Source organism: Devosia alba, assembly GCF_039938915.1.
Taxonomy (GTDB): Bacteria; Pseudomonadota; Alphaproteobacteria; order Rhizobiales; family Devosiaceae; genus Devosia; species Devosia alba.
In genome coordinates this window covers 93,877-120,726 of record NZ_JBDUUI010000004.1, presented here as the reverse complement: position 1 = coordinate 120,726, position 26,850 = coordinate 93,877, and the positions used below count along the sequence as shown (strand labels likewise).

General features: G+C 62.5%; 25 protein-coding genes. 11 read left to right on the top strand and 14 right to left on the bottom strand.

The window, feature by feature from the left end; translation table 11 throughout:
- Nucleotides 1–64 precede the first annotated feature (64 nt).
- From guaA to ABFY71_RS07700, 4 genes are all read left to right on the top strand, one after another.
- Nucleotides 65–1,636 (top strand): glutamine-hydrolyzing GMP synthase, encoded by a 1,572-nt coding sequence (gene guaA, locus ABFY71_RS07715; protein ID WP_347945426.1) that lies wholly within the window; start codon nt 65–67, stop codon nt 1,634–1,636.
- Nucleotides 1,637–1,765: 129 nt separating this feature from the next.
- Nucleotides 1,766–2,572 (top strand): tetratricopeptide repeat protein, encoded by an 807-nt coding sequence (locus tag ABFY71_RS07710; protein WP_347945425.1) that lies wholly within the window; start codon nt 1,766–1,768, stop codon nt 2,570–2,572.
- Nucleotides 2,573–2,607: 35 nt separating this feature from the next.
- Entirely contained in the window at nt 2,608–4,059 is a 1,452-nt protein-coding gene (der, locus tag ABFY71_RS07705; protein WP_347945424.1) for a ribosome biogenesis GTPase Der, read from the top strand.
- Between the two features lie 172 nt (nt 4,060–4,231).
- Nucleotides 4,232–5,497, top strand: a complete 1,266-nt coding sequence (locus ABFY71_RS07700) for a hemolysin family protein (protein WP_347945630.1) — start codon at nt 4,232–4,234, stop codon at nt 5,495–5,497.
- On the opposite strand, the gene ABFY71_RS07695 is transcribed toward ABFY71_RS07700, so the two are convergent.
- From ABFY71_RS07695 to rpsF, 10 genes are all read right to left on the bottom strand, one after another.
- Nucleotides 5,494–6,096, bottom strand: a complete 603-nt coding sequence (locus ABFY71_RS07695; RefSeq protein ID WP_347945423.1) for a GNAT family N-acetyltransferase — start codon at nt 6,094–6,096, stop codon at nt 5,494–5,496. The genes ABFY71_RS07700 and ABFY71_RS07695 overlap by 4 nt on opposite strands.
- A 9-nt stretch (nt 6,097–6,105) precedes the next feature.
- Nucleotides 6,106–6,855, bottom strand: coding sequence for an SDR family NAD(P)-dependent oxidoreductase (locus ABFY71_RS07690; RefSeq protein ID WP_347945422.1), 750 nt, complete (start codon nt 6,853–6,855; stop codon nt 6,106–6,108).
- On the bottom strand, nt 6,855–8,357 hold the full coding sequence (purF, locus tag ABFY71_RS07685; RefSeq protein WP_371136238.1) for an amidophosphoribosyltransferase: 1,503 nt from the start codon (nt 8,355–8,357) through the stop codon (nt 6,855–6,857). Before purF ends, ABFY71_RS07690 begins: the two co-directional genes overlap by 1 nt.
- A 166-nt stretch (nt 8,358–8,523) precedes the next feature.
- Nucleotides 8,524–9,132: a CvpA family protein gene (locus ABFY71_RS07680; protein ID WP_305582118.1), complete on the bottom strand. Its 609-nt coding sequence runs from the start codon at nt 9,130–9,132 to the stop codon at nt 8,524–8,526.
- A gap of 131 nt (nt 9,133–9,263) precedes the next feature.
- Nucleotides 9,264–10,664: a DNA repair protein RadA gene (gene radA / locus ABFY71_RS07675; protein ID WP_347945421.1), complete on the bottom strand. Its 1,401-nt coding sequence runs from the start codon at nt 10,662–10,664 to the stop codon at nt 9,264–9,266.
- Between the two features lie 102 nt (nt 10,665–10,766).
- A complete protein-coding gene (gene alr / locus ABFY71_RS07670) occupies nt 10,767–11,897 on the bottom strand; it encodes an alanine racemase (protein ID WP_347945420.1) in 1,131 nt (376 codons plus the stop codon).
- 2 nt (nt 11,898–11,899) lie between these two features.
- Nucleotides 11,900–13,384, bottom strand: coding sequence for a replicative DNA helicase (locus ABFY71_RS07665; RefSeq protein WP_305582110.1), 1,485 nt, complete (start codon nt 13,382–13,384; stop codon nt 11,900–11,902).
- 254 nt (nt 13,385–13,638) lie between these two features.
- A complete protein-coding gene (rplI, locus tag ABFY71_RS07660) occupies nt 13,639–14,211 on the bottom strand; it encodes a 50S ribosomal protein L9 (RefSeq protein WP_347945419.1) in 573 nt (190 codons plus the stop codon).
- Nucleotides 14,212–14,352: 141 nt separating this feature from the next.
- Complete coding sequence (rpsR, locus tag ABFY71_RS07655) at nt 14,353–14,607, bottom strand: 30S ribosomal protein S18 (protein WP_371136237.1); 255 nt, start codon at nt 14,605–14,607, stop codon at nt 14,353–14,355.
- Between the two features lie 18 nt (nt 14,608–14,625).
- Entirely contained in the window at nt 14,626–15,012 is a 387-nt protein-coding gene (gene rpsF / locus ABFY71_RS07650) for a 30S ribosomal protein S6 (RefSeq protein WP_305582106.1), read from the bottom strand.
- Nucleotides 15,013–15,335: 323 nt separating this feature from the next.
- Here rpsF and fabD point away from each other — a divergent pair, with 323 nt between their 5' ends.
- From fabD to gmk, 7 genes are all read left to right on the top strand, one after another.
- On the top strand, nt 15,336–16,286 hold the full coding sequence (fabD, locus tag ABFY71_RS07645; protein WP_305582104.1) for an ACP S-malonyltransferase: 951 nt from the start codon (nt 15,336–15,338) through the stop codon (nt 16,284–16,286).
- A 56-nt stretch (nt 16,287–16,342) separates the two neighbouring features.
- Nucleotides 16,343–17,080: a 3-oxoacyl-[acyl-carrier-protein] reductase gene (gene fabG, locus ABFY71_RS07640; RefSeq protein ID WP_305582102.1), complete on the top strand. Its 738-nt coding sequence runs from the start codon at nt 16,343–16,345 to the stop codon at nt 17,078–17,080.
- A 216-nt stretch (nt 17,081–17,296) separates the two neighbouring features.
- Nucleotides 17,297–17,533, top strand: coding sequence for an acyl carrier protein (locus ABFY71_RS07635; protein ID WP_046138081.1), 237 nt, complete (start codon nt 17,297–17,299; stop codon nt 17,531–17,533).
- Between the two features lie 28 nt (nt 17,534–17,561).
- Complete coding sequence (fabF, locus tag ABFY71_RS07630) at nt 17,562–18,824, top strand: beta-ketoacyl-ACP synthase II (RefSeq protein WP_305582134.1); 1,263 nt, start codon at nt 17,562–17,564, stop codon at nt 18,822–18,824.
- A 169-nt stretch (nt 18,825–18,993) separates the two neighbouring features.
- Nucleotides 18,994–20,094 (top strand): endolytic transglycosylase MltG, encoded by a 1,101-nt coding sequence (gene mltG / locus ABFY71_RS07625; protein WP_347945418.1) that lies wholly within the window; start codon nt 18,994–18,996, stop codon nt 20,092–20,094.
- A complete protein-coding gene (locus tag ABFY71_RS07620; RefSeq protein ID WP_347945416.1) occupies nt 20,091–20,981 on the top strand; it encodes a YicC/YloC family endoribonuclease in 891 nt (296 codons plus the stop codon). Before mltG ends, ABFY71_RS07620 begins: the two co-directional genes overlap by 4 nt.
- 10 nt (nt 20,982–20,991) lie before the next feature.
- Nucleotides 20,992–21,633: a guanylate kinase gene (gene gmk / locus ABFY71_RS07615; RefSeq protein ID WP_347945414.1), complete on the top strand. Its 642-nt coding sequence runs from the start codon at nt 20,992–20,994 to the stop codon at nt 21,631–21,633.
- 20 nt (nt 21,634–21,653) lie between these two features.
- Here gmk and rsmA read toward each other — a convergent pair whose 3' ends face one another.
- The 4 genes from rsmA to ABFY71_RS07595 all read right to left on the bottom strand — a co-directional run bounded on the left by rsmA (nt 21,654) and on the right by ABFY71_RS07595 (nt 26,834).
- Complete coding sequence (gene rsmA, locus ABFY71_RS07610; RefSeq protein WP_347945413.1) at nt 21,654–22,514, bottom strand: 16S rRNA (adenine(1518)-N(6)/adenine(1519)-N(6))-dimethyltransferase RsmA; 861 nt, start codon at nt 22,512–22,514, stop codon at nt 21,654–21,656.
- Nucleotides 22,511–23,509: a 4-hydroxythreonine-4-phosphate dehydrogenase PdxA gene (gene pdxA / locus ABFY71_RS07605; RefSeq protein WP_347945412.1), complete on the bottom strand. Its 999-nt coding sequence runs from the start codon at nt 23,507–23,509 to the stop codon at nt 22,511–22,513. The genes rsmA and pdxA overlap by 4 nt, the downstream gene beginning before the upstream one ends.
- Before the next feature lie 52 nt (nt 23,510–23,561).
- Complete coding sequence (locus ABFY71_RS07600; protein ID WP_347945411.1) at nt 23,562–24,461, bottom strand: SurA N-terminal domain-containing protein; 900 nt, start codon at nt 24,459–24,461, stop codon at nt 23,562–23,564.
- Nucleotides 24,462–24,560: 99 nt separating this feature from the next.
- Nucleotides 24,561–26,834, bottom strand: a complete 2,274-nt coding sequence (locus ABFY71_RS07595; protein WP_347945410.1) for an LPS-assembly protein LptD — start codon at nt 26,832–26,834, stop codon at nt 24,561–24,563.
- Nucleotides 26,835–26,850: the final 16 nt, after the last annotated feature.

Sequence of the window (26,850 nt, the reverse complement as noted above, 5' to 3'; positions counted from 1 at the left end):
CGCGCAACTGTGCTCTGCACGCTGCCATCTTGCGGAATCTCGCCATCACGGCTAAGGGCTCGCCATGCAAAGCCCAGACACCGCCGACCACCCGCAATCGATCCTGATCGTCGACTTCGGATCGCAAGTCACCCAGTTGATCGCGCGCCGTATTCGCGAGACGGGGGTGTATTGCGAAATCCATCCTTTCCAGAGCGCCGGCGCCGCCATGGCCGCCCTGCAGCCCAGCGGTGTGGTGCTCTCGGGTGGGCCTGCCTCAACCCTTGATGAAAACGCCCCGACCATTGATCCGGCCATTCTGAATGCCGGCGTCCCCATCCTGGGCATCTGCTATGGCCAACAGGCCCTGTGCATGGCGCTGGGCGGCAAGGTCGAAGCCGGCCATCATCGCGAATTCGGTCGTGCCGAAGTCAAGGTTGAAAAGGCCTCGGCCCTGACTGACGGCGTATGGGATCTGGGCAGCGAGCACCAGGTCTGGATGAGCCATGGCGACCGCGTCGTGGCCCTGCCCGAGGGCTTTGAAGTCGTCGGCACCTCCGCAAACGCCCCCTTCGCCATGATCGCCGACGAAGCCCGTCGCATCTGGGCCGTGCAGTTCCACCCCGAAGTGGTGCACACCCCCGATGGGGCCAGGCTCTATGCCAATTTCGTGCACCAGATCTGCGGCATCGCCTCGACCTGGACCATGGCGGCCTATCGCGCCAGGATGATCGAGAAGATCCGCGAGCAGGTCGGCACGGGCAAAGTCATTTGCGGCCTCTCGGGCGGCGTCGATTCCTCGGTGGCTGCCGTGCTGATCCACGAGGCCATTGGCGACCAGCTCACCTGCATCTATGTCGACCACGGTCTGATGCGCCTCAATGAGAGCGAACAGGTCGTCACCATGTTCCGCGACGAGTACAACATCCCGCTCGTCCATGTGGACGTCTCCAGGATATTCCTGCGCGAGCTCGATGGGGTCTCGGACCCCGAGACCAAGCGCAAGATCATTGGCCGGCTGTTCATCGAAACTTTCGAGGAAGAGGCCAGAAAACTCGGCGGCGCCGAGTTCCTTGCCCAGGGCACGCTCTATCCCGACGTTATTGAATCCGTCTCGTTCACCGGCGGTCCTTCGGTCACCATCAAGAGCCATCACAATGTGGGCGGTCTGCCCGAGCGCATGAACATGCAGCTCGTCGAACCGCTGCGCGAGCTGTTCAAGGACGAAGTCCGCGTGTTGGGCCGCGAGCTGGGCCTGCCCGAGAGCTTCATTGGCCGCCACCCATTCCCCGGTCCGGGTCTGGCCATTCGCTGCCCCGGCGGCATCACGCCCGAAAAGCTCGACATCCTGCGCCAGGCCGATGCCATCTATCTCGATGAAATCCGCAAGTCCGGCCAGTACGACAAGATCTGGCAGGCCTTTGCCGTGCTGCTGCCGGTCCAGACCGTCGGCGTCATGGGCGATGGCCGCACCTATGAGTTCGTCTGCGCCCTGCGCGCCGTGACCTCGGTCGATGGCATGACGGCCGATTTCTACCAGTTCGACATGAACTTCCTCGGCAAGACCGCCACCCGCATCATCAACGAGGTTCGCGGCATCAACCGCGTCGTTTATGACGTGACCAGCAAGCCGCCCGGCACCATTGAGTGGGAATAATCCCCGGCGCCTCAACCCGCGCTAGTATCGCACCAAAGCCTGCGGCAATGGCCGCGCCGGGCGCATTTGCATTCGCCCGGCAAAGTGCTAAACGTGCGCTCCAATCCAAACCCGACCATTAGGCAGACCATGGCCGAAGACAATATTTTCCGCGAAGTCGATGAGGAGCTGCGCAGCGATCGTATGCGCGCGCTTTGGCGTCGTTTTGCGCCTTATGTGATTGGTGCTGCCGTGGCCGTTGTGGTCCTCGTTGCCGTCAATGAAGGCTGGGCCTGGTATCATGCCAGCAAGGCGGCCGCATCGTCCGACGAATTGTACGCGGCCTTCGAACTCGCCGATGGCGGCGATCTGGCTGCTGCCCAGGCCCAGCTTGATAGCGTCATTGCCGATGGCAGTGGCAACTACCCCACACTGGCCGAGTTCCGCAAAGCCGGCCTTCTGGCCAGGGACGGCAAGATTGACGAGGCCGTCGCCGCTTACGACTCCCTGGCCAACAGCCAGTCCAATCAGCGCCTGCGTGAGCTGGCCCTGGTGCTGGGCGGCACGCTGATGGTCGACCACGGTAATCTGGCTGATGTCGAAGCGCGCGTCGGCAGTGTTGCCACCGATACCAGCCCGCTGCGCAATGCGGCCTACGAAGCGCTGGGCCTGGCCCAGTACAAGGCTGGCGATTTTACTGCGGCCCGGACCAGTTTCGAGGCGGTGATCAATGATCCGCTGACCCAGTCAACCACCCGCAACCGCATGGGCTATTATCTGGCGCAGTTGCAGGCCGAGGGCGTTGCTGCACCGACTGCCGATGCGGACGCTGCTGCCAGCGCCATTGATGCCATCGTCAGTAGCGATGCACCGTCTGCTGACGCAGCGGCCACCACAGAAACACCGGCGGCCGATGCATCGGCTGTCACCACCGAGACTGCGCCAGCCGCTCAATAGCGGTCGCCGTCTCCGCCTGATCGGAACGCATATCCATGACCGTCACCGTCGCCATTGTCGGTCGTCCCAATGTTGGTAAGTCCACGCTCTTCAACCGCCTTGTCGGGCGCAAGATTGCGCTGGTCGATGACACCCCCGGTGTCACCCGCGACCGCCGCGAGGCCGAAGGCCGCATCGCCGACCTGACCTTCCGCATCCTCGATACGGCGGGCTATGAGGATGTCAAGGATGGCAGCCTTGAGGACCGCATGCGCCAGCAGACCGAGCTGGCCATTCGCGAAGCCGACGTCATCCTGTTCATGATCGACGCCCGCGCCGGCGTCATGCCGCTCGATCAGCGCTTTGCCCAGGTGCTGCGCAAGGCCGGAAAGCACGTCCATCTGATCGGCAACAAGGCCGAAAGCGGCGCCTCCGAGGCTGGCCTGGTGGAAGCCTACAAGCTTGGTTTCGGCGAGCCCATCGCGCTGTCCGCCGAACACGGTCTGGGTCTGTCCGAACTCTATTCCATCGTCTCTGCCGCCATCGACAAGGCTGCCGCCGAGCGCGGCGCGCAGGACCAGGCCATTGTTGACCTGATGCCGGCCGTCGATGTCGACATTACCGAGGACATGCTCGAAGGCGAGGGCGACGAAGCCACGCTGCGCTGGAATCCCAACCGCTATCTCAACGTTGCCATTGTCGGGCGCCCCAATGCCGGCAAGTCGACCCTGATCAATCGCATGGTCGGGGAAGAGCGCGTGCTGGTTGGTCCCGAGGCCGGCATTACCCGCGATTCCATCCTGGTGCCGTGGGAATGGGAAGGGCGGGTCATCAATCTGGTCGATACCGCCGGTATCCGCCGCCGCTCCCGCGTGACCGAGAAGCTGGAAAAGCTTGCCGTCGGCGATAGTCTGCGCTCCATCCAGTATGCCGAAGTTGTCGTGCTCATGCTCGACGCCACCGTACCGTTCGAAAAGCAGGATCTGGCGCTGGCCGATCTGGTTGAACGCGAAGGCCGGGCGCTGGTCATCGCCGTCAACAAATGGGATCTGATCGAGGACAAGAACGCCGCACTGGCCCACCTCAGGGAGGCGTGCGAGCGGCTGTTGCCGCAGATGCGCGGTGTTCCCCTCGTCACCCTGTCTGGCCTTACCGGCAAGAACATCGACAAGCTGATGGCCGCCATCTTCAAGATCGAGCGCACCTGGAATACCCATATTTCCACTGCCCGCCTCAACCGCTGGCTGCAGGGCATGGTCGATGGGCATCCGCCACCGGCCGTCTCGGGTCGCCGCCTCAAGCTGCGCTACATGACGCAGGCCAAGACCCGGCCACCCAGCTTCATCCTGTTTGCCTCGCGCCCCGACGTGCTGCCCACGTCCTACCAGCGCTATCTGGTCAATGGCTTGCGCGAGGCCTTCGATATCAAGGGCTCGCCCATTCGCCTGTGGGTGCGTGCCGGCAGCAATAATCCCTATGACGACAAGACCAAGCGCCGCCTGGGTTAGTCGCGCCCCGGCGGGCCCCGTTCCGGTTCACCGTTCGTGCCGTGGTTGTCCGCAACATATTCACAGACCCCATGGTACAAAGCCGTGACTTACCCCTATATTGCGCGCGCTGAAGCGACCCGCTGCTGAGTGTGCGGTCGCATTTTGTGAAGTCACCTTGTTCCTAGAAATACTGATCGTCGTCGTCCTGACCATCGTCAATGGCCTGTTGGCCATGTCGGAACTTGCGGTGGTTTCCGCCCGCCCCGCCCGCCTGCGCAACATGGCAGATCAGGGCAATAAGGGCGCCGCAATTGCCATCGTCCTGGCCGAGGACCCCGGCAAGTTCCTGTCTTCGGTGCAGATCGGTATTACCCTGGTGGGCATCCTGTCGGGCGCCTTTTCCGGCGCGACGCTCGGCCTGCGCCTCACCGACTGGCTCAAGACCGTCGGCGTCGCCGGCAGTCTCGCCGACATTCTCGGCGTCGGTGTTGTCGTGCTGGTCATCACCTATGTTTCGCTGATCCTGGGTGAACTGGTGCCCAAGCAGATCGCCCTGCGCGATGCCGAAGGCGTCGCTGCCCGTGTCGCCCCGTCCATGAAGCTCTTGGCTGCCGTCGGCTCACCAGTGGTCTGGCTGCTCGACATCTCGGGCAAGGCCGTGCTGGCCCTGCTCGGCCAGGCCGGGGAGTCTGACGAAAAGGTGACCGAGGAAGAGGTTAAGACCATCATCGCTGAAGCCACCACCGCCGGCGTCATCGAAAGCGACGAACACTCGATGATCTCGGGCGTCATGCGTTTGGCCGACCGTTCGGCCCGTGGCCTGATGACACCGCGCCTCGATGTCGATGTGCTCGATCTCTCCGATCAGAGCGAGCAAATCCGCAAGACGATCCTCAGCACCAATCGCTCCCGCCTGCTGGTGCAGGACGGGGATGCCGATTCCATCATCGGCGTTGTCGCCATCAAGGACATTATCGGCGTCTTCGCCAATGGCCTGCCGCTCGAGCTGCGCCGCTTCGTGCAGCCGGTGCCTGTCGTGATGGATCATGCCGATGCGCTCGACGTGGTGCGCGCCATTCGCAATTCCACCGTCCACATGGCCCTGGTGGTCGACGAGTACGGCCACTTCGAAGGCATTGTCACCTCGGCGGACATTCTCGAAGTCATCACCGGCGTGTTCCAGGAAGAGACGGGCGATGATCCGGCGATCGTCAGACGCGAGGACGGCTCCTGGCTGGTCGCCGGCTGGATGCCGGTCGACGAGTTCAGCGACAAGCTCAAGATCGCCATTCCGCGTGACGCCAAGTTCGAGACGGTGGCGGGCTATGTGCTGTCGATCATCAATCGTCTGCCGGCAGTCGGCGAGACATTTGAACATGACGGCTTCAGGATTGAGGTGCTCGATCTCGATGGGCGCCGGATTGACAAGATCCTGATGACGCCGCTGGCCGATTAGTCGGTCAGCGCCATACCCATCCACACCGTGCTGCCAATGGTCTGCAGCGGAGCAAAGCCGCTGCGCCGCCAAAAGCCAACGCCGCCGCTATTGCTGACACTGGCCCCCAGGTGAATGCCCGCCACGCCGGCCGCGCGCGCCTTGTCCACCCAGCGTTCCAGTAGCGCTGTACCCACGCCCTGACCGCGCAGCCTGCTGCGCAGGTTCATGTGGATATGGGCCGGATAGCGGGCAACGATTGCTGGCGGATTGCTCCTCGGGGTCTGAATGTCGGCGATCCGCTGCCTGTCGCTCTGCGTGAGCGCCGTTGACGGCTTGGCGTAACGCTGTCGCAGCGCCGGCCACCATTCGCGCTCCAGGCGCTCGGCAAAGCCATTGCTGTCATATGTGCCGACAATATAGCCGGCAACGCCAAGCGTGTCCTCGGCCACCAGCACCAGATCGGGCTGCAGCACCGCATAGGGCGCCGCGTAGAGGTGTCCGATCAGCTCTGGATCGCTGTATTGTGCCGATGCGTCCTGACCGGCCGCGCCGGTCGTCAGGCAGATATCGTACAGTGCTGGCAGATCGTCCGGCCGGTAGCTGCGGATCGTTGCCATGGCGGGCGCCTAGAGTTCGCTGATGGTGCCGGTGCTGGCATCATACAGCTTGCCGCTGTCCTTGAAGGCCGGGCTGACCATGTCGACCAGCTTGGGCGCAATCTCGGCAGGCGTTGGCAGAGAAGCCGGATCTTCCCCAGGCATTGCCTTGGCGCGCATCGCTGTCCGCACCGCGCCGGGATAGAACACGTTCACCTTGACCTTGGACTGCTCGATTTCGGCAGCATAGGACTTGACCATGGCATCTACCGCCGCCTTGCTGGCGGCATACAGCCCCCAGAACGGCCGCGCCGACTTGGCCGAAGACGACGACACAAACACCGCGCGCCCGGCCTCGGCCTGGCGCAGCAACAGATCGGTCGATCGCAACAGCCGGTAATTGGCCGTCACATTGACCGCTATCACCTTGTCGAAATCCTCTGGCTTCACATGGGGCAGGGGACTGAGCACACCAAGCTGCCCGGCATTGGCGATCAACCCGTCCAGGGCACCCCAGCGCTCAAAGATTGCCGCGCCCAGCCGGTCAATCGCGTCACCATCGCGCAGGTCGAGCGGCACCAGCGTCGCTGACGATCCAAGGTCCTGGATTTCGTCATCGAGCTCCTCAAGTCCGCCAACCGTACGGGCCACCGCCACCACATGGGCTCCGCGCCGTGCCGCCTCAAGCGCCGCCGCATAACCGATGCCGCGCGAAGCGCCCGTCACGAGAATGACCTTGCCGACCAGATCCTGGCCGGTTTGATCCGCAGATACAGCCATTAACCGGCCTCTTTCAGCAGAGAAACATGTTTGGGGTCGTTCTTGCCGCGGCCGTCCAGATCGGTCAGCTGCGTCGGATACTCGCCAGTGAAATAATGGTCGGTGAACTGTGGTGCCTGCGCGTTGCGCTTCTCGCCACCGACGGCTTCGTACAGGCCATCAATCGACAGGAATGCCAGCGAGTCCGCGCCGATGAACTTGCACATGGATTCCAGGCTGTCGTGCTGATTGGCCAGCAGCTTGTCCGGATCCGGCGTGTCGATGCCATAATAATCCGAATAGGCGATCATCGGGCTGGCCACGCGGATATGCACTTCCGTGGCGCCCGCATCGCGGATCATCTGCACGATCTTGATCGAGGTTGTGCCGCGCACGATCGAATCGTCGATCAGCACCACGCGCTTGCCGGCGATCTCGGCTCGGTTGGCCGAGTGCTTGAGCTTGACCCCAAAGGCCCGGATCGACTGGGTCGGTTCGATGAAGGTGCGGCCCACATAATGATTGCGGATAATGCCCAGCTCGTACGGGATGCCACTGGCCTGCGCAAAGCCGATGGCAGCAGGTGTCCCCCCATCGGGCACTGGCACTACCACATCGGCCTCGACCGGGGCCTCCTTGGCCAGGTTGATTCCCATGCGCTTGCGGGCGCCATAGACACTGCGACCCGAAACCATCGAGTCAGGCCGGGCGAAATAGACATATTCGAACAGGCATGGACGCTCGGGCTGCTTGCGCGCCTGCTTGCGCGCTTCAATGCTGATCGACCCATCGGGCTGGACCTCGCAGATCACCACCTCGCCGTTCTCGACGTCGCGGATATATTTGGCCCCGATCATGTCGAGCGCGCAGGTTTCCGAACAGAAGATCGGCTTGCCGTCGAGTTCGCCCATCACCAGCGGCCGAATGCCAATCGGGTCACGCGCGGCGATCAGCTTGGTTCGGGTCATCGCCAGCATGGCGTAGCCGCCTTCCATCTGGCGGATGGCGTCGATGAACCGGTCGGTGCTTGAACTGTGCCGCGAGCGCGCCACCAGATGCAGCACCACTTCGGTGTCCGAAGTCGACTGGCAGATGGCGCCGGTGGCGATGATCTGCCGGCGCAGCGTCAATCCGTTGGTGAAATTGCCATTGTGGGCAATGGCAATGCCGCCGTCACCCAGTTCGGCAAACAGCGGCTGCACATTGCGCAATGCCACTTCGCCGGTAGTCGAATAGCGCGTGTGTCCCATTGCCATCGCGCCGGGCAACTTGGCCAGCAGCACGGGGTCGGTATAATGGTCGCCCACCAGCCCCATGCGCTTTTCGGCGTAGAACTGGCGCCCGTCAAAACTGACAATGCCAGCCGCTTCCTGCCCGCGATGCTGCAGGGCGTGTAGCCCCAGCGCGGTCAGGGCGGCCGCATCACTGTGCCCCAAAATGCCGAACACGCCGCACTCTTCGTGCAGCGTGTCGCCATCAATATCAAGCCGGTCATCGTTCGGATGGTTCAACGGGCTCTCCATGCCAATGCTGCCTCAATCGCGGCTGCCGCGGGTCGTGACTTGCGGGCGGACCAGAGCCGGAATGAGATCTCCACGCTATAGTCCCATTTTCGGGTCCCGACCATTGCGGTGCAAGGTGGTCAGGGTTGTGGCGAGCGCGCTGCCCTCACCACAGAGTGATCAAGCGTCAGTTCACGGCGGCTGGTGGCACTGTGCCGTCTTCGATGGCGTCGGTGCCCTCTTCAATCGGAACGACCGGGCCGCCCGTGTTTTCATCGGTCAGGCCGGTGCCGCCCTTGAGAATTTGCGTTACCTGCTGCTCCAGTTCGGCCGGCAGCATGGAGATCAGCGTGTTGCCCATCGACTGCAGGGGCTGCAAGGTCTGTGCGTTTGCGGCCCAGGGCGGCAGCGCATTGGGCAGCAGCCAGGTGCCGAAAATGGTGATGACGATGGCAATCAGAATGCCGCGCAATACGCCGAACACGAAGCCCAGCGTGCGATCAATCGGGCCGACACGGCTATCGACCACGAAATCGGCGATGCGCATGGTCAGCAGGTGCAGCACAATCAGCGCAATGATGAACGTGACCACCACTGTGGCGATATCGGCAACCAGCGGCTCGGCAATGTAGCCGCGCGCAATTTCGGGATGATACTGCCACATATAGATGGCGATCGCGGCCGAGCCGGCCCATGTCGCCAGTGACAGAACTTCGCGGGTCAATCCGCGTGCGGTTGCCAGGATTGCTGAAATCAGCACCAGCACACCTACACCAACGTCAAACGCTGTCAGCATCTTTGTTCGCCAAGCTCCTGTAGCCGCCCCCGGCTGTGTTGGGTCCCGTTTAGCGACTTTGTACGCGGCTGCCAAGGGTTGCCGCCGTCATCGCGGTCAATCCGCCGACAAACCATGGTGCTGTCGCCCGCTTACCACTCGTCGCGATCCGGTTCGCGCGGTTTGCCATTGGCCGCAATGCGCCCCACCAACTCCTGCAAGGTGCTGTATTCAGAGACTTCCAGCCCGCTGGTGCGGTCCGCATTGGTCAGCCGTCCGGTCGACACCGCCTTGAATCCCAGCTTCTGGGCCTCGCGCAACCGCAGCGAGCCATGCACCACCGGCCGCACCCCGCCTGCCAGTGAAATCTCGCCAAAATACACCGAGTCTGACGGTAGTGGCGAACTGGTAAGCGACGAGATCAGCGCTGCGGCCACGGCCAGATCGGCCGCCGGCTCGTTGATCTTCAGCCCGCCCGCTACATTGAGATAGATGTCATTGGCGCCAATCCGAACCCCGCACCGGGTTTCGAGCACCGCCACCACCATCGACAGTCGGGCGGCATCCCAACCCACCACTGCCCGCCGCGGCGTGCCCAGCGGGGAGGGGGCCACCAACGCCTGGATCTCGATGAGAATGGGCCGTGTGCCCTCCATCCCGGCAAACACCGCCGAGCCTGCCGCGCCCTCGTCCCGTTGATCGAGAAACAGGGCCGACGGGTTGGCGACCTCTTCAAGCCCCAGTTCGGTCATGGCAAACACGCCAATCTCGTCGGTGGCGCCATAGCGGTTCTTCACGCCGCGCAAAATCCGGAAGGTGTGGCTGGTATCGCCCTCAAAATACAGCACGGCGTCGACCATGTGCTCGACCACCCGTGGCCCGGCAATCTGGCCGTCCTTGGTGACATGGCCGACCAGAACCACCGCAGCCCCGCTTTTCTTGGCAAACCGCGTCAGGGCCTGTGCCGAGGTGCGCACTTGCGTCACCGTGCCCGGGGCGCTGTCCACCCGGTCGGTCCACAGTGTCTGGATCGAATCGATAATGACCAGATCGGGGGCAGGGCCGTTTTCCAGCGTCGCCAGAATGATCTCGACATTGGTCTCGGCCGCCAACAGCACCGGGGCCTCGCCCAGTCCCAGTCGCTGCGCCCGCAACCGAACCTGGGCCACTGCTTCTTCGCCCGAGACATAGACCACGCGGCGGCCCAGATTGGCCAGGGCGGCGGCCGCTTGCAGCAACAGCGTCGATTTGCCAATGCCGGGATCACCGCCAACCAGCAGCGCCGACCCCATCACAAACCCGCCCCCGGTCACACGATCCAGCTCGGCGATGCCGCTGACCACGCGCGCCGCACTTTCCGTCTCGCCCGACAGCGGCACCAGATTGGTTGGACGGCTGCCTGCCTTGGCCGATTTCGGGCCGGCGCCAACACCCGAATCGGTCATTTCCTCGACAATGGTGTTCCACTCGCCGCACGCGTCGCAGCGTCCCTGCCAGCGTGTGGTGGTCGCGCCACAGGACTGGCAGACGAACGAGGAGCGGGCTTTGGCCAAGACGAACCTTTCACGAAACGGCGGATCGCGCTGCTGCCCGGCCCGTCAATGCACCGGCGATACTAGTTGATCACAACCAGGACGCAAGAACAAAACACGAACCTACTCCGGCGGTAGATTGCCGTCGCCAACGTAATTGCGGTTGTAGCGGCCCTTGAGCGATGTCAGCACTTCGTAGCCGATCGTTCCCGCCGCATCGGCCTGGTCATCAATGCTGATTTGGCGACCGAGCACTTCAGCGCCTTCTCCCGGATTCGGGATGTCGGCACCCAGCTCGGTAATGTCCACCACCATCTGGTCCATCGATACGCGCCCGATCACCGGACACAACTTGCCGCGGATCGCGACTTTGCCGCCAGGCCGCGCATTGGTGCCCGACAGGCTGCGGAAAAACCCGTCGGCATAGCCATGGCCGACAATGGCCAGCCGGCTGTCGCGTGCCAGATTATAGGTCGCGCCATAACCCACGGTCTCGCCGGTCCGCGCTTCCTTGACCTGCAGGATCGGCACATGCAGCGTCACCACCGTGGCCATCGGGTTCTTGCGGCCGATTACCGCCCGCCCGCCATAGAGCGCGATACCGGGTCGCACCATTTGGAAATGATAGTCGCGCCCGCTCATCAGCCCGGCCGAATTGGCCAGTGAGGCTGGAATGCCGGGGAACTGCGTCATCACCGAGCCGAACAGCGCCAATTGCGTCCGGTTCTTCTCATGGTTGGCCTGGTCGGCGCAGGCCAGATGGCTCATCAGCATCTGCGGCGCATAGCCCAGTGCGGCGATGCGTTCGCGCACGAACCCGGCCTCATTGAGCCGGAAGCCGAGCCGGTTGATACCGGTGTCAAAATGAAATGCCGACGGATAGGCCTCATTGCGCTCCATGCACTTGGCCAGCCATTCTTCAAGCATGGCCACCGAACTGAGCACCGGCATCATGTTCTGGCGAATGTAGAGATTGGCCGCGCCCGGATAGAGCCCGTTCATCACGAAGATATGGGCGTCCGGCACGGCAGCACGCACCGCCATGCCTTCATCGGGCGTCGCCACGAAGAAAAACCGCGCGCCGGCAGCATGCAGCGCCTTGCTGGCCACCGTGATGCCCGTGCCATAGGCATCGGCCTTGACCACGGCGCCCGTCAGCGCGCCGGCGCTGACCTTGTCCAGGGCCCGCCAGTTCCGGGCCAGTGCCCCAAGATCGATACTGAGTTGCCCGCCAAGGCCAGACGTCAGCGCCATGCCTATTCCATACGTTCGGGCAGGTAGTCGGCACGCGCCAGATTGCCAAAGCGCGTGTACTGCGCCTCAAAGCTCAATTGCACCGTACCCGTGGGGCCATGGCGCTGCTTGGCAATAATGACTTCGGCCTTACCGTGCACCTGTTCCATTTCCCCTTGCCAGGCCATGTGCTCTGGCGTGCCTTCTTTAGGCTCTTTGTTCTTTAAATAGTATTCTTCGCGATACACGAACAGCACCACGTCGGCGTCCTGCTCGATAGAACCCGATTCGCGCAAATCCGAAAGCTGCGGATGCTTGTCGTCGCGCGACTCCACCTGCCGGGACAGCTGCGACAGTGCGACGATGGGCACTTCCAGTTCCTTGGCCAGCGCCTTGAGCGTGGTGGTGATTTCAGTCAGTTCCTGCACGCGGTTCTGGCTCGATGCCTTGCTCGACCCGCTGAGCAATTGCAGATAGTCGACGACGAGAAAGTCGAGGCCCTTCTGCCGCTTCAGCCGACGCGCCCGCGCCGCCAGCTGGGCCACGCTGATGCCGCCGGTATCATCGATATAGAGCGGGATCTTGCTCATCATGTTGCTGACATCGACCAGCTTGGAAAACTGGCTGTCGTGAATGCGGCCGCGGCGGATGTCAGACGAGGAAATCTCCGCCTGCTCGGCCAGAATACGGGTGGCCAGCTGCTCCGAGCTCATTTCCAGGCTGAAAAAGCCGACAATGCCGCCATTGGTGGTCTTGAGATGTCCGTCCGGCTGAACCTCTGACTTCCAGGACTTGGCAATGTTGAAGGCAATATTGGTGGCCAGCGAGGTCTTGCCCATGGCCGGGCGACCCGCCAGAACGATCAGATCGGAGCGCTGCAAGCCACCCATTTGCCGGTCCAGGTCGTCCAGCAGCGTGGCCACGCCCGACAGGCCCCCGTCACGCTGATAGGCTTCACCGGCCATCTGGATCGAGGCGCTGAGCGCGGTGGAAAAGTTCAGAAAGCCGCCATCATAGCGGCCTTTCTCTGCCAGCTGGAACAGCTCGCCTTCCACCTTTTCGATCTGCTTGTTGGGGGTCATCTCCACTTCGGATTCGTAGGCGACCTGCACCATCTCTTCGCCGACCAGGATCAGATTGCGCCGAATCGCCAGATCATAGATCGCCTGGCCGTAATCAGCCGCGTTGAGCACGGTGGTGGCTTCCGCCGCCAACCGCGCCAGATACTGCGCCATCGTCACCTCAGGCAGCAATTGGTCGGGCAGATGCGTCTTGATGGTGGTGGGGTCAGCCGATTTGCCGGCCCGGATGATCTTGCCGGCCAGCTCATAGATATCGCGGTGAATCGGTTCGTAAAAATGGATCGGCTCGAGAAAGTCCGAAACGCGGTAAAACGCGTCATTGTTCAGCAGGATTGCACCCAACAGCGCCTGCTCGGCTTCCACATTGTGTGGGGCGAGACGAAACGACTTGTCTTCGGTCGGATGCAGTCGTGCAATCTCTGCCATGGGTCCCCTCGGGTAAAACGTTAACGTGTCTTAACCGTCACGTGGCCGGAGTCGATTCCAAACGGCCCGCCAATGAGCGATTGGTTGAGCCTTCATATGCCGCTGCGGTTAACTCTGTGAACAGCGGGGATTATGACGGCTTAAGCTTGCTTTGGGGAGGGTACCAGAATGCGGGCGAGTCGCGGCCTTCGCTAAAACAAAAAGAGGCCGGGCGAGATGCCCGGCCTCTTTAGATCTATTGGATCGCCGGGGTTTTAGGCTTCGTCGTCGAAGCGGTCGTCCTGCTTGGCGTCCTTCTGGCCGGCGGCGAAATCGCCATCGACATCGTCTTCATACACGGTAACGGTCACGTCTTCGCCGGCAACCTGGCGAGTGGCCTCGTCGGCTGAGCGGGCGACGTTGACGGTGATGGTCACGGCAACTTCAGCATGCAGGTTCAGGGCAACAGTGTGCAGGCCAACCGATTTGATCGGATCAAGCAGGTCAACCTGGCTGCGCTGCAGGGTGAAACCGTCTGCAGCCAGCGCTTCCACGATGTCGCGCGCGGCGACCGAACCGTAGAGCTGGCCGGTCTCGCCGGCCTGACGGATCATCGTCACGGTGGCGCCGTTCAGGCCTTCGGCAATGCCGGTGGCGGCGTTGCGGCGCTCTTCATTGCGCTTTTCGATATTGGCGCGTTCGGCTTCAAACTTCTTGCGATTGGATTCGGTGGCGCGCAGCGCTTTGCCCTGGGGCAGCAGGAAGTTACGGGCAAAGCCGTCCTTCACCGTGACTTCGTCGCCGATCGAACCCGTACGGGCGATACGCTCGAGAAGAATGACTTTCATGTGGAAATTCCTTGTGGCTGTCCCGTCTCAAGGACGGTTAGGAGCGCCGGACCATTCCGGTCGCCCCAACTTTGTGCGGATGAGGCACAGCGTGTCGGATCGACAATGATCGGGCTGACCGCAGCCAGCCCGATCAGTTTCTTACGAAACGGCGTAGGGCATGATGCCGATGAAACGGGCGCGCTTGATGGCGCGGGCCAGTTCACGCTGCTTCAGGGCCGAAACGGCCGTGATGCGGCTTGGGACGATCTTGCCGCGCTCGGAAACATAGCGCGAGAGCAGACGCACATCCTTGTAGTCGATCGTTGGCGCGCCTTCGCCCGAGAACGGGCAGGTCTTGCGACGACGCTGGAAAGGACGGCGGGCTTGGGCGGTTGTGAGGTCTTTGATTGCCATAGCGTATGGGTCCTGTTCTTAGAAACGGCGCGGGCGGCGTTCGCCGCTGAAGCCACCACGATCGGGGCGGGTGTCATCGCGGTCACGCTTTGCCATCATTGCCGACGGGCCTTCTTCATGCTCGTCCACGCGGACGGTCATGAAGCGCAGGATGTCTTCATTGATGCGCATCTGGCGTTCCATTTCAGCAACCGCCGCCGGCGACGCATCGATGTTGAGCAGCGTGTAGTGCGCCTTGCGGTTCTTGCGAATGCGATAGGAGAGACCCTTCAGGCCCCAGTATTCATTCTTGGTGACCTTGCCGCCGCCAGTGGCGAGGATGTCAGTCAGTGCAGTGGTCAGTTCTTCAACCTGCTGCTGGGAAACGTCCTGGCGTGCCAGGTAGATATGTTCGTAAAGGGCCATGAATGCGCCTTCCTTCGTGGTTCAAACACTGCAATCACCTGGCGCGGAGCCTCCTTGAAACCGGGAAGGGCATCAAAGCAGTCTTGCAAAGAGCGGGAACACGGGAGGCCGGACAACACGTCCTATCTGCAAACGCAGACCCTCCGTTCAGCCCCCGGCCAAACGAATTGCTGGCGCGGCTATAAGATATGAACAAGCCCGAAGCAAGGCAAAACTGGGCCAAACGGCCGCCTTGCCTTGACAGCGCCGCACCCCCGAGGCAAACGCCGCGCAACTGGACAGCCGCTTAGGAGCCTGTCTTACTGCTACCCTGGAGAACCTGCATGACCAAGCGCGCATTCACATTTCCCGGCCAGGGCAGTCAGGCCGTCGGCATGGGCAAGGATCTGGCTGCGGCCTATCATGAGGCCCGCCTGGTGTTTCAGGAGGTCGACGAGGCCCTTGGTCAGCGTCTGTCGGCCATCATGTTTGAAGGCCCCGACGACATCCTGCGTCTCACCGAAAATGCCCAGCCGGCCTTGATGGCCGTCAGCCTGGCCGTCGTGCGGGTGCTCGAGGCCAGGGGAATTCGGCTGGCCGATCATGCCGCCTATGTTGCCGGCCACTCGCTGGGAGAATACTCGGCGCTGTGTGCAGCTGGCAGCTTCTCGCTGTCTGATGCGGCGCGCCTGCTCAAGACGCGCGGCCAGGCCATGCAGAAGGCCGTCCCGGTCGGGCACGGCGCCATGGCCGCGCTGCTGGGGCTGGATCTGCCCACCGCCCGTGCCGTGGCGGCCGAGGCTGCAGGCGACGACGTCTGCGACGTCGCCAATGACAATGCCCCCGGCCAGGTTGTGATCTCCGGCGCCACGGCCGCAGTCGAACGGGCTCTTGAGATTGCCAAGGCCAGGGGCGCCAAGCGCGCTCTGCTGCTGCCGGTGAGCGCACCGTTCCATTGCTCGCTTATGCAGCCCGCCGCCGAAGCCATGGCGGCGGCTCTTGCCGAAGTGACCGTCAATGCCCCGGTCGTGCCGCTGGTCGCCAACGTACTGGCGACCCCGATTTCCGATCCTGACGAGATTCGGCAACGCCTGGTCGAACAGGTGACCGGCGTGGTGCGCTGGACCGAGAGCGTAACTTGGCTCACCGGTGCTGGTGGGGTCACCCATCTGGCCGAACTGGGCACCGGCAAGGTGCTGACCGGCTTGGCCAAGCGGATCAATGGCGAGGCCATTGCCACCGCCGTTGGCACGCCGGCCGATATCGATGCCTTCGTCGCCGAATTGTCAGCCTGACCCCTTTATGCAAAAGCTGAGCGACGTGAATCGCTTTCTCCACGGGAGACACTTAAATGTTTGATTTAACTGGTAAACGCGCTCTTGTAACTGGCGCCAGCGGTGGCATCGGTCGTGAAATCGCCAAGGCGCTCGCCGCCGCCGGCGCCAGCGTCGCATTGAGCGGCACCCGCGTCGGTGCGCTCGAAGACACCGCCGCCGCCATCGGCAAGGACTGCCCGATTCTGCCCTGCAACCTGTCCAGGCTCGATGAGGTCGACAAGCTCGTGCCGGCGGCTGAGGCGGCCCTGGGGGGGCTCGATATCCTGGTCAACAATGCCGGCATGACGCGCGATAATCTGTTCATGCGGATGAAGGACGAGGAGTGGGACGAAGTTCTGGCCGTCAATCTGACCGCGGCCTTCCATCTCAATCGCGCCGTGCTGCGCGGCATGATGAAGCAGCGTTTTGGCCGCATCATCGGCATTGCCTCGGTCGTGGGCGTCATGGGCAATCCCGGGCAGGGCAATTATGCTGCCTCCAAAGCCGGCCTGATCGGCATGAACAAGGCGCTGGCCCACGAAGTGGCCTCGCGCAATATTACCGTCAACTCCATTGCGCCGGGATTTATCGCCTCCGCCATGACCGATGAGCTCAACGACAAGCAGCGCGAGGCGATCATGGCGACCATTCCTGCCAATCGGCTGGGGACTGCACAGGAAGTTGCCGGCTGCGCGGTTTTTCTCGCCAGCGACGCGGCGGCCTACATCACCGGTCATACGCTTAACGTCAATGGCGGCATGGCAATGATCTAAAGCGGTCAAACTCGTGGAAAACCGGGACATTGGCTTATGGCGCAGCGTTAACAAGTGTGCTAATCGGCCCCGGTTGCATCGCTGGCAGATCGCCTTGCAGGCGCCCCAAAGCGCGCTTACATTGCCGGTTAGTCAGCTAATACGGTGCTTGAAGATTTGGCAATGCGCCAATAAGAAGCGAAACGAAACGTCGATTTCGAAAAGGGAAGTCAAACTATGAGCGATGTCGCTGATCGGGTCCGCAAGATCGTTGTGGAACACCTTAATGTGGATGCCGAGAAGGTTGTCGAAAAGGCCAGCTTTATCGACGATCTGGGTGCTGACTCTCTCGACCAGGTCGAGCTGGTGATGGCCTTTGAAGAAGAGTTCTCGGTGGAGATTCCGGACGACGCTGCTGAAGGCATTCAGACCTTCGGTGATGCCGTATCGTTCCTCACCAAAGCTGTTGGCTAAAAGCCAGCAGGGATAGCTCGCCATGGAATTGCGTCGCGTTGTCGTCTCCGGGATGGGGCTTGTAACGCCCCTCGGTTGCGGAGTTGAATCCACTTGGGCCAATATTCTGGCCGGCAAGAGTGGTGCCAGGCGCATTGACGAGTTCCAGGTGGACGATATCGCCTGTCAGATCGCTCATCGCTTGCCCCTCGGCGACTACGCCGATGGCAAGTACAATCCAGATGAGTGGATGGACATCAAGGAACAGCGCAAGGTTGACCCCTTCATCGTCTATGCGATGGCGGCGGCAACCCAGGCTATTCAGGATGCCGGCGTTGAGCCCAGGACCCAGGAAGATCAGGAACGCACAGGCGTCCTGATCGGCTCTGGCATTGGTGGCATCGGCGGCATTTACGACGCCTCGATCATTCTGCATGAAAAGGGGCCGCGTCGCATCAGCCCCTTCTTCATCCCCGGTCGCCTGATCAACCTGGCCTCGGGTCATGTGTCGATTCGCTTTGGGCTCAAGGGCCCCAATCATTCCGTCGTTACCGCCTGTTCCACCGGCGCCCACGCCATTGGCGATGCCGCCCGGCTGATCGCCTTGGGCGATGCTGACGTCATGGTCGCCGGCGGCGCTGAAAGCTGCGTCAACCGCTTGGCGCTGGCCGGCTTTGCTGCCTGCCGCGCGCTCTCCACCGGCTTCAATGACCGGCCCGAAGCCGCCTCGCGCCCCTACGACAAGGATCGTGATGGCTTTGTGATGGGCGAAGGCGCCGGCATTGTCGTGCTGGAAGATTATGAGCGGGCCAAGGCCCGTGGCGCCAAGATTTACGGCGAAATCATCGGCTACGGCCTCTCCGGCGATGCTTACCACATCACCGCGCCGTCCGAAGACGGCGATGGCGGTTTCCGCTGCATGCAGGCCGCTATCAAGCGCGCCGGGATCAGCCCGGGCGAGATTGACTACATCAATGCCCACGGCACCTCCACCCCACTTGGCGACGAGATCGAACTTGGTTCGGTCACGCGCATGCTGGGCGATGCCGCTGCTGGCGTCGCCATGAGCTCGACCAAATCGGCAGTCGGCCATTTGCTCGGCGCGGCCGGTTCGGTTGAAGCGATCTTCTCTCTGCTGGCCATGCGCGACAACATTGCGCCGCCGACACTGAACCTCGACAATCCATCGGTCGAAACCGCCATCAATCTGGTGCCCAAAACGGCATTCAGAAAAGAGATCAACGTGGCGCTCTCCAACAGCTTTGGCTTCGGCGGCACCAATGCGACGCTGGTTATGCGCAAGGTCCACTGAGTTTTCCACGATTGTGGAGGGCCTCATGGCATCGCCGCGCCGCGTGCCTCTTGTCTTTGCCACCAGCCCCGCCAACAATGGCGTTGGCGCTATCGTCGAACGGCTGCCGATTTACACTTAAGATCCGGCGCACTAGTTGCGCGACCGGGCATCAAGGTTGAACAGCACAATGAATGATCGTAAGGCCCGGCGCCCCCGCCGCCGTTCGCGCAATGGTTTGGTCGATGTCCTGAACGCACTGTTGACCCTGCTGGTCATTGCCCTGCTGGTGGCCGGCGGTGTGCTGCTCTATGGCGCTTCCCAGTTCTATGGTGATGGCCCCTTGACCCAGGAGGCGACTTTCCGCGTCGAAGCCGGGTCCGGCCTCAGCTCGATCTCCACCAGGCTCGAAGAGCAGGGGCTTATTTCCAATCGCTATATCTTCCAGCTGGGTGGTCGCACCCTGGAGCGTGTGTCCATCATCCAGCAGGGCGATTTCCGCATCCCGGCCGGGGCAAGCATGGCCGATATTCTCAAGGAAATCACCGAGGGCGATCCGATCCGCTATGCCGTGACCATCCCCGAGGGATGGACCAGCTGGGAAGTGTTGCAGCGGGTCAATGCCAACGAAAACCTGATTGGCGAAATTGCCACGCTGCCACCCGAGGGCTCCATTCTGCCGGGCAGTTATGACTATGTTCCTGGTGCCACACGCCAATCGGTCATCGACGAAATGCAGGCGGCCATGACCGCCAAACTGGCGGAAGTATGGGCCGCTCGCCAGGCCGACCTGCCGATGGAGACCCCCGAACAATTGCTGATACTCGCCTCCATCGTCGAGCGCGAAACCGGCGTGGCCTCTGAGCGTCCCCAGGTTGCGGCGGTCTTTGTCAATCGGCTGCGCGAGGGCATGCGCCTGCAGTCCGACCCCACCATCATCTATGGCATCACGCAGGGACAGACGCCGCTCGGCCGTGGCCTGCGCCGCTCCGAGATTGAGGCGAAGACGGATTACAACACCTATCAGATCGACGGGCTGCCCCCCACCCCGATCGCCAATCCCGGCATTGATGCGCTCGAGGCCGTCGCCAATCCCGATAGCCACGATTATCTCTACTTCGTTGCCAAGGGGGCCTTGCCCAGCGAAGGCCATGTCTTTGCCGAGACCTATGCCGAACACCGCAAGAACGTCGCCCAGTATCGCAAGCTGGCTGACGAGGCCGAGGCGACCCGCAAGGCCCTTGAGGACGTCGAGGCAGGCGCTGAGGCCGATACGCCGGCTGCGCAGTGAGCCATTCCCTGGCGAGCATGACCGGCTATGCCCGCGTCACCGGTGCGGCGGCGGGGGCATCGTTCACCTGTGAGATCAAATCGGTCAATTCGCGTGGTCTCGACATCCGGCTGCGCCTTGCTCCGGGCTTTGATGCCCTGGAGAGCGACATTCGCCAGCTCATCGGCAAGATGGTCTCGCGCGGCTCTGTCACCTGCAATCTGGCCGTGGAGCGCGAGGGGGCAGGGGGAAATGTCCTGGTCAATCAACAGGCCCTCGCCACCGTGCTCGCCGCCATGGGCGAGCTGGCCGGCAAGGTCGATGCAGCGCCGCCCAGCCTCGATGGGATTTTGGGGCTCAAGGGCGTGCTGGAGCAGCGCGATCTGCCCATGACCGCCGCCGCCGAAGCGGACTTGAGCGCAGCTATTTTGCAGGGTGTCTCCCAGGCGTTGGTTGATCTGGCGCTGGCGCGACGTCAGGAGGGCGGCCGGATTGCCGCCATGCTGTTGCAGCGCCTGCAGGAAATCGAAGCCCAGATCGCCCAGGCCGAAACGCATCCCGCCCGCACCCGCGAGGCCATTCTGGCCCGCCTGCGCCAGCAGGTGTCCGCCTTGGCAGACGACATCACGCTGCCCGAGGAACGGCTGGCTCAGGAAGCACTGCTGCTGGCCACCAAGGCCGATATCCGCGAGGAACTTGATCGCTTGACGGCGCATCTGGGCAGCGCGCGCCAACTGATCGCCGGTGGCGGCGCCGTCGGCCGGCGGCTCGACTTTCTGGCCCAGGAATTCAATCGCGAAGCCAATACGCTATGCAGCAAATCCAATGCGGTGGAACTGACCGCCATCGGCCTTGACCTCAAGGCGTCGATCGATCAACTACGCGAGCAAGTGCAGAACATCGAATAGGAACTGGCCGATGATGGAATTCCAGCGTCGCGGCGTCATGCTGGTGATCGCTTCGCCTTCGGGCGCGGGCAAGTCGTCAATCTCGCGTGCCCTGTTTGGCGCTGATCCTAATATCAGGCTTTCCGTTTCGGCCACCACCCGCGCCCGCCGCACCGACGAAGTCGATGGCAAGCACTATCATTTTGTCGACGTCGCCAAGTTCAAGCGCATGCAGGCCGACGGCGAACTGCTCGAATCCGCCGAGGTGCACGGCAATTTCTACGGCACCCCACGCGCCCAGGTTGAACAGCAACTGGCCGCCGGCAACGACATCCTGTTCGATGTCGACTATCAGGGCACGCTGCAGCTCTACCGCAGCGCCCGCAAGGACATGGTGACCGTGTTCATCCTGCCGCCCTCCATCAAGGAACTGCGGGCCCGGCTGGAACGCCGCGCCCAGGATAGCGTGGGCACCATTGAAACGCGCTTGCGCAATGCCCGCATCGAGATGGAGCATTTCGAGGATTATGACTACGTCATCGTCAACGAGGATCTCGAGACGTCGAGCCAGCGCGTCCGTACCATCCTTGCGTCGGCGCGGCTGCAGCGCCAGCGCCAACTGAATTTACCTAGCTTCGTCAAGGACTTGCAGAGCCAGATCGACTCGATCTGACAGCGTCTTGAATCAATCCGTCAGGTTGGATTGCCGGTCTTGCGCAGCTCTGGCAGGGCACGTGCCATGGCCAGAAATACCGAAATGGGCAGATCTTCCGCCCGTTCGCTGCCGCTGATCCCAGCCGCCGCCAACAGTCCCTCAACCGGCACGCCGGTAGCCTTCAGGCTCTGCCGGACCATCTTGCGGCGCTGGCCGAACGCGGCCTTGGTGATCTGTTCGAGATGTTTCACCGCCACGTCCGCATCAACCGGCTTGGGCACCAGATGCACCACGGTGGAGGTCACGTTGGGCGAGGGCACGAAGGCCTCACGGCTCACATTGAACGCCATCCGCGCGTCGCTGCGCCAGCCGGCCAGTACGCCCAGCCGTCCATAGGCATCATCGCCGGGCTGGGCACAGATGCGCTCGGCCACTTCGCGCTGAAACATCAGCGTCAGACTCTCAAAGAACGGGGGCCACGGGGCCTGCGTCAACCAGCCGGTCAGCAGCGGCGTGGCGATATTGTAGGGCAGATTGGCAATGATCCGCGTCGGCCCGTCGGCCAGTGCCTGGTAGTCGATCTCCAGGGCGTCGCCACTGATCACCGTCAATCGACCCGGATAGGCGTCGGCGATCTGCGCCAGGGCGGGCAGGGCCCGCGCGTCGCGCTCAATGGCGATAACTTCGCGCGCCCCCTCGGCCAGCAGGGCCCGGGTCAACCCGCCTGGCCCCGGACCCACCTCGATCACCCGAACGCCCTCCAGCGACCCGCCAACGCGCGCTATGCGGGCCGTCAGGTTCAGATCGAGCAGGAAATTCTGCCCCAGTTCCTTTTTGGCGCGCAGCCCATGCTCGGCGATCACCTCGCGCAGCGGTGGCAGATTGTCGATTTGGCTCATAGGTTCGCCGTCATTGCGTCCGCCATGACGATGGCGGCGAGAAAACTCTTGGGTGAGGCCCGACCGGTGCCGGCCAGATCAAATGCCGTACCATGGTCGGGTGAAGTGCGCACGATCGGCAGCCCCAGCGTCACATTGACCGCCTCCTCGAACGCCACCGTCTTGATCGGGATCAGTGCCTGATCGTGGTACATCGCCACCACCGCGTCATATTGCGCCCAGTGGAGCGGATAAAACAGTGTGTCGGCGGGCAGGGGGCCCGTTACGCCATAGCCCTCGAACTGCAATTGCGCCACCGCTGGGCCGACGATCTCAAGGTCCTCCCGGCCGATATTGCCGCCCTCGCCGGCGTGCGGATTGAGCCCGGCCACCGCAATCTGCGGATTGGCGATACCAAACCGCTGCTTGAGATCATGCGCCACGACGCGGACCGTATCCACGATCAACTGCTTGCTCAGCAATCCGGGGACATCGCGGATCGGGACGTGGATGGTCACTGGCACAGCCCGCAAGCCGCCATGCGCCAGCATCATCACCGGCAATTTCGGCTTGCCGCCCTGCGCGCACAACTCGGCCAGAAACTCGGTATGACCGGGATGCTTGAACCCGGCCTGATAGAGTGCGCCCTTGTGGATCGGTGCCGTCACCAGCGCCCGGCAGCTCCCGCGCAGGGTTGCCGCCACGGCCGCTGAGATCGCCTCGATCACCACGTGACCTGACAGCGGCGTTGTCTGGCCGGGCTGATCAGGCACAATGCCATCAATCGGTGCGATGGGCAGGGCGCTGTCAAATGCTGCCATGGCGCCGTCCGGCCCCACCGGGGCAAACGCAATATCCAACCCCAGCCGCGCCGCCCGCTCGGCCAGAAACGCGCCATGCCCGAACAGGCAGAATGGTGGCAGGTTGAGTTCAGCACGGCGTGCATAAAGTTGCAGTGCGATGTCGGGGCCAACGCCAGCCGGCTCGCCCATGCTGATGGCCAGCGGCTTGTCCATCTCGGCCCCCATTGGCAGATCAGTGGCAGGCCCGCCTTGGCGGGCCTGTGACCTAGTTGTAGATGATCTTGGCGCGCTTGCGCAGATCGGCCAGATACTGGGTTACCTTCTCGGCCATTGCGCTGTTGCCGGCGTCAGCGCGCAGATCGCTCTTGATGAACGTCAGGTCCTCGGCCTGGGTCTTCTCGCAAACGGCCAGCATCGACACGCCGCTCTCGACCACGCGTGGCTTGGTGATGCCGCCGACATTGAGTCCGGCCAGTTCCTTGGCAATCGCCTCAGGCATCTGCGTGGCGTGGCGGCGTCCGACATCGACCACGGCCGCATCGGTGAAGTTCAGCGACAGGTCGACGGCGGTATCGCAGCCGGCAAAACTGCTGCGATATTTGTTGGCCTGACCTGTCCGCCCGCTCGACCCCTGGCCGACAAAAATGATTTCCTTCAGAATGTAGTCAAAGCCCTGATACGCCTCAATCTGATTGGCTGCCTTCTGGTCCAGTTCCAGATCGGAAATCTGCACCTGCGGCATGATGGCCTGTTCGGTCACCGCATTCCAGGCAATGGCCGCCCGCAGGCGATCCTTGAGGGTGTCGCTATTGATGGCTTGCTGCTGCAGCATCTGGCGCAGATTGTCGGAGCTCATCTTGAGATTGCGCGCGATCTGCAGGAAGGCGTCGTCGATCTGCGCATTGGAGACCGTAATGCCCAGCCGCTTGGCCTCACTCAATTGCACAGCTTCGTCGATCAACTGCTCGGTGGCGCCCTTGGTGCCGCCGCGATTGCCCTCCAGGGCAAACAGCTTCACCCGCTGGGAAATCTGCACGTCAGTGATCGGCGTGCCGTTGACCGTAACCCGGACGCTCTGCGCAAGGGTCGGCATCGCTGCCGCCATGCTCAGCAGCAGTCCAGCGATCAGGGCGCCAACTGCGCGTCCCCACAAACCATTTGCCATCATCGTCTTCTGCCTCGAAATCATGTGCCTGCTTCCCATGCGGCGGGAAACCCGTACTGTCAATTGCCCGCACAATACGGCCAAAATCCGGTATCTCGCCTACTGGCCGGGCGCAAAGGCCCCGCTATAGCCTAGATTGAGCCCCGCCGGTGCCTTGATGGCAAAAGTTGCGGTGACCTTGGTGTCATTGGCGACGCCATTGGTCCGTGTGCCATCCAGCGCCATCAGCAAATAGCCGTCGTCATACTGAACGCCGCCACTCACCTTGTACCATCTATTGGCCTGCAGGTCCCAATAGCTCGCCGCCCTGATCGTCCAGTAGTCGGCGATCGGCACGCCGACGCTGCCACCAATTTCGTGCTGATCATTGACCACGCCAGCGGCCGGGTTGGCGGCCAGATAGTTGTAGTCGACCGAGGCCGAGTAGCCATCCTGTGCAAAGCTGCCGCCAAATCCGCCGCGCGCGATGCTGGGCTCTACCGTATCAATCTGCAGCTTGCCGCCAAGCCGGATACCGGGCTCGAAAGCACCATAGGCTCCCAGCACGGCGTAGGACGCAGTGGCATCGAGCCCGCCACCAACCGCTGTCTGCGCCGGATCGGCCGCCCCAAAGGCATTGGCGCCGGCCAACTGAAACGACTGCCCCGCGATCAGCTCAAGATAGTCATTGTCGGCGAAGTTGACCTGATAACGGCCACCCAGATTGGCGCGCAGTCCGGTTTCCTGCCGGTCGCTGCCCGAAAAACGGTTGTAGCTGAACAGATTGGTGTCATCGAACACAAAGCTCTGCGCATCGTCATTGGTGATACCGACCGCCGTGGTGCTGGACCCACGATAGACCAGTTGCGCGATGGGCTCGACCAGATGCACCGTTCGCCCATCGCTGGCGGCCATCGGGAAACGCACATCCATCGCCGCAATCGGCGTGGCGCTGAACAAAGAGGTCGGCCCCGGACCGATAGCGCTGCTGCCGTCATAATAGGCCATGTCGGCGCGCGCACCGACATAGGGCGTAAAGACAAATCCGCCCCCGCCGATATACTGGTTCTGCCAGCCGGCCTGCAGGCTCGCGTGCTGTTTGCTGCCCGCATAGCCAAAGGTGTAGGGGGTGCTGGCAGGTCCCACTGTCGTGGTCGAATCAAGGTCTCGACGCACCCCGAGCAGCTTGCCGCTGACCTCGATGCGACCCAGCCCCGGCGCAAGATCCTCGATATGGTCAAACCGCACCGTTGGCCGCGTTTGGCCCTGTTGACCCTGGCTGGCCTGGGTGACGTCGCCGAGCAGGGTGAAGCTCTGCACCCGGGCGTCGATATAGGTGTTTTCGGTCAAATTGGTCGCGTAGATCTCATTGACCGACGATTTGTCGTCCGTCCGCGTATAGTCCGGCAGATAGGCGGCATCGGTGAATGCCGTGTAGCTCATGCCCACGGTCCAGTCCTTGACCGGTTGGAAGCTGCCGCTGGTCTGCAAGGCCCCGCGCCAGTCGCGCTTGGCTTCGCTGAAGGTAAACGCGCCCTGGTCTCGCTGGTACAGGCCCGATCCCTTGATGCGGAACGAGCCACCCTCAAACCGTTGCACCCATTCCCCACCCAGCAGCAATCCCTGCCGGCTCATCAGCGTGGGGGTCAGGATCACGTCGCTCCAGCGCGTCGAATACACCGTCGAGGTGAAGGCCAGCGCGTGGCCGGTTTTCTCGGTGAAGGAATAGGCCGGTTTGGGCACGCGCGACAGCGCGTCCTCGCTGGTGTCGGGCAGCCAGAGGAATGGCAGCCACGCCACCGGAATGCCCAGAATGGCCAGGCTGGGTTGATCCAGATAGAGCGAGCCATCCTCGGAATTGGAGATCACCCGCTTGGCCTTCATCGACCAGCCGATTCGGCGGCCCTTGGCGTCGATGCATTCGCCACAGGGGGCGTAGGTGGCATTCACCAGCAGGGTTTCCAGCGCCTCGTCATAGTCGGTGCTGTCGGCGGTGATCCGCGCGCCGTCATAGGTGGTGATAGTCATGGCCTCCAGAAAGGCCTGCTTCATCCCCCCCGTGACCTCAAGGTCGGTGGTTTCCGTCAGATTGCCGGACGGGTCGCGAATGGTCACGGCCCCGGTAAAGTGCACATTGTCGCTATTGCGGTCATACACCAGATTTTGCCCGGTCAGCGTATAGCCGCCGCGCTTGAGCACCACATCGCCACTGGCCAGAATGACATTTGAGGCGTTGTCGAATGTTAACGTACTGGCCTCGATCGCCGAAGGTGAGGCGGGATCAATCGGCGCATTGAAGAAGTCGCTGGGAATCAGGCCCTGTGCGGTTACACCGCCTGTTGCCACGAGCGCCAGCGCCGCGCTGGCACAGGCCAGGCGGAGCGCCGAATTCAACCAATCGCTCCAGCCC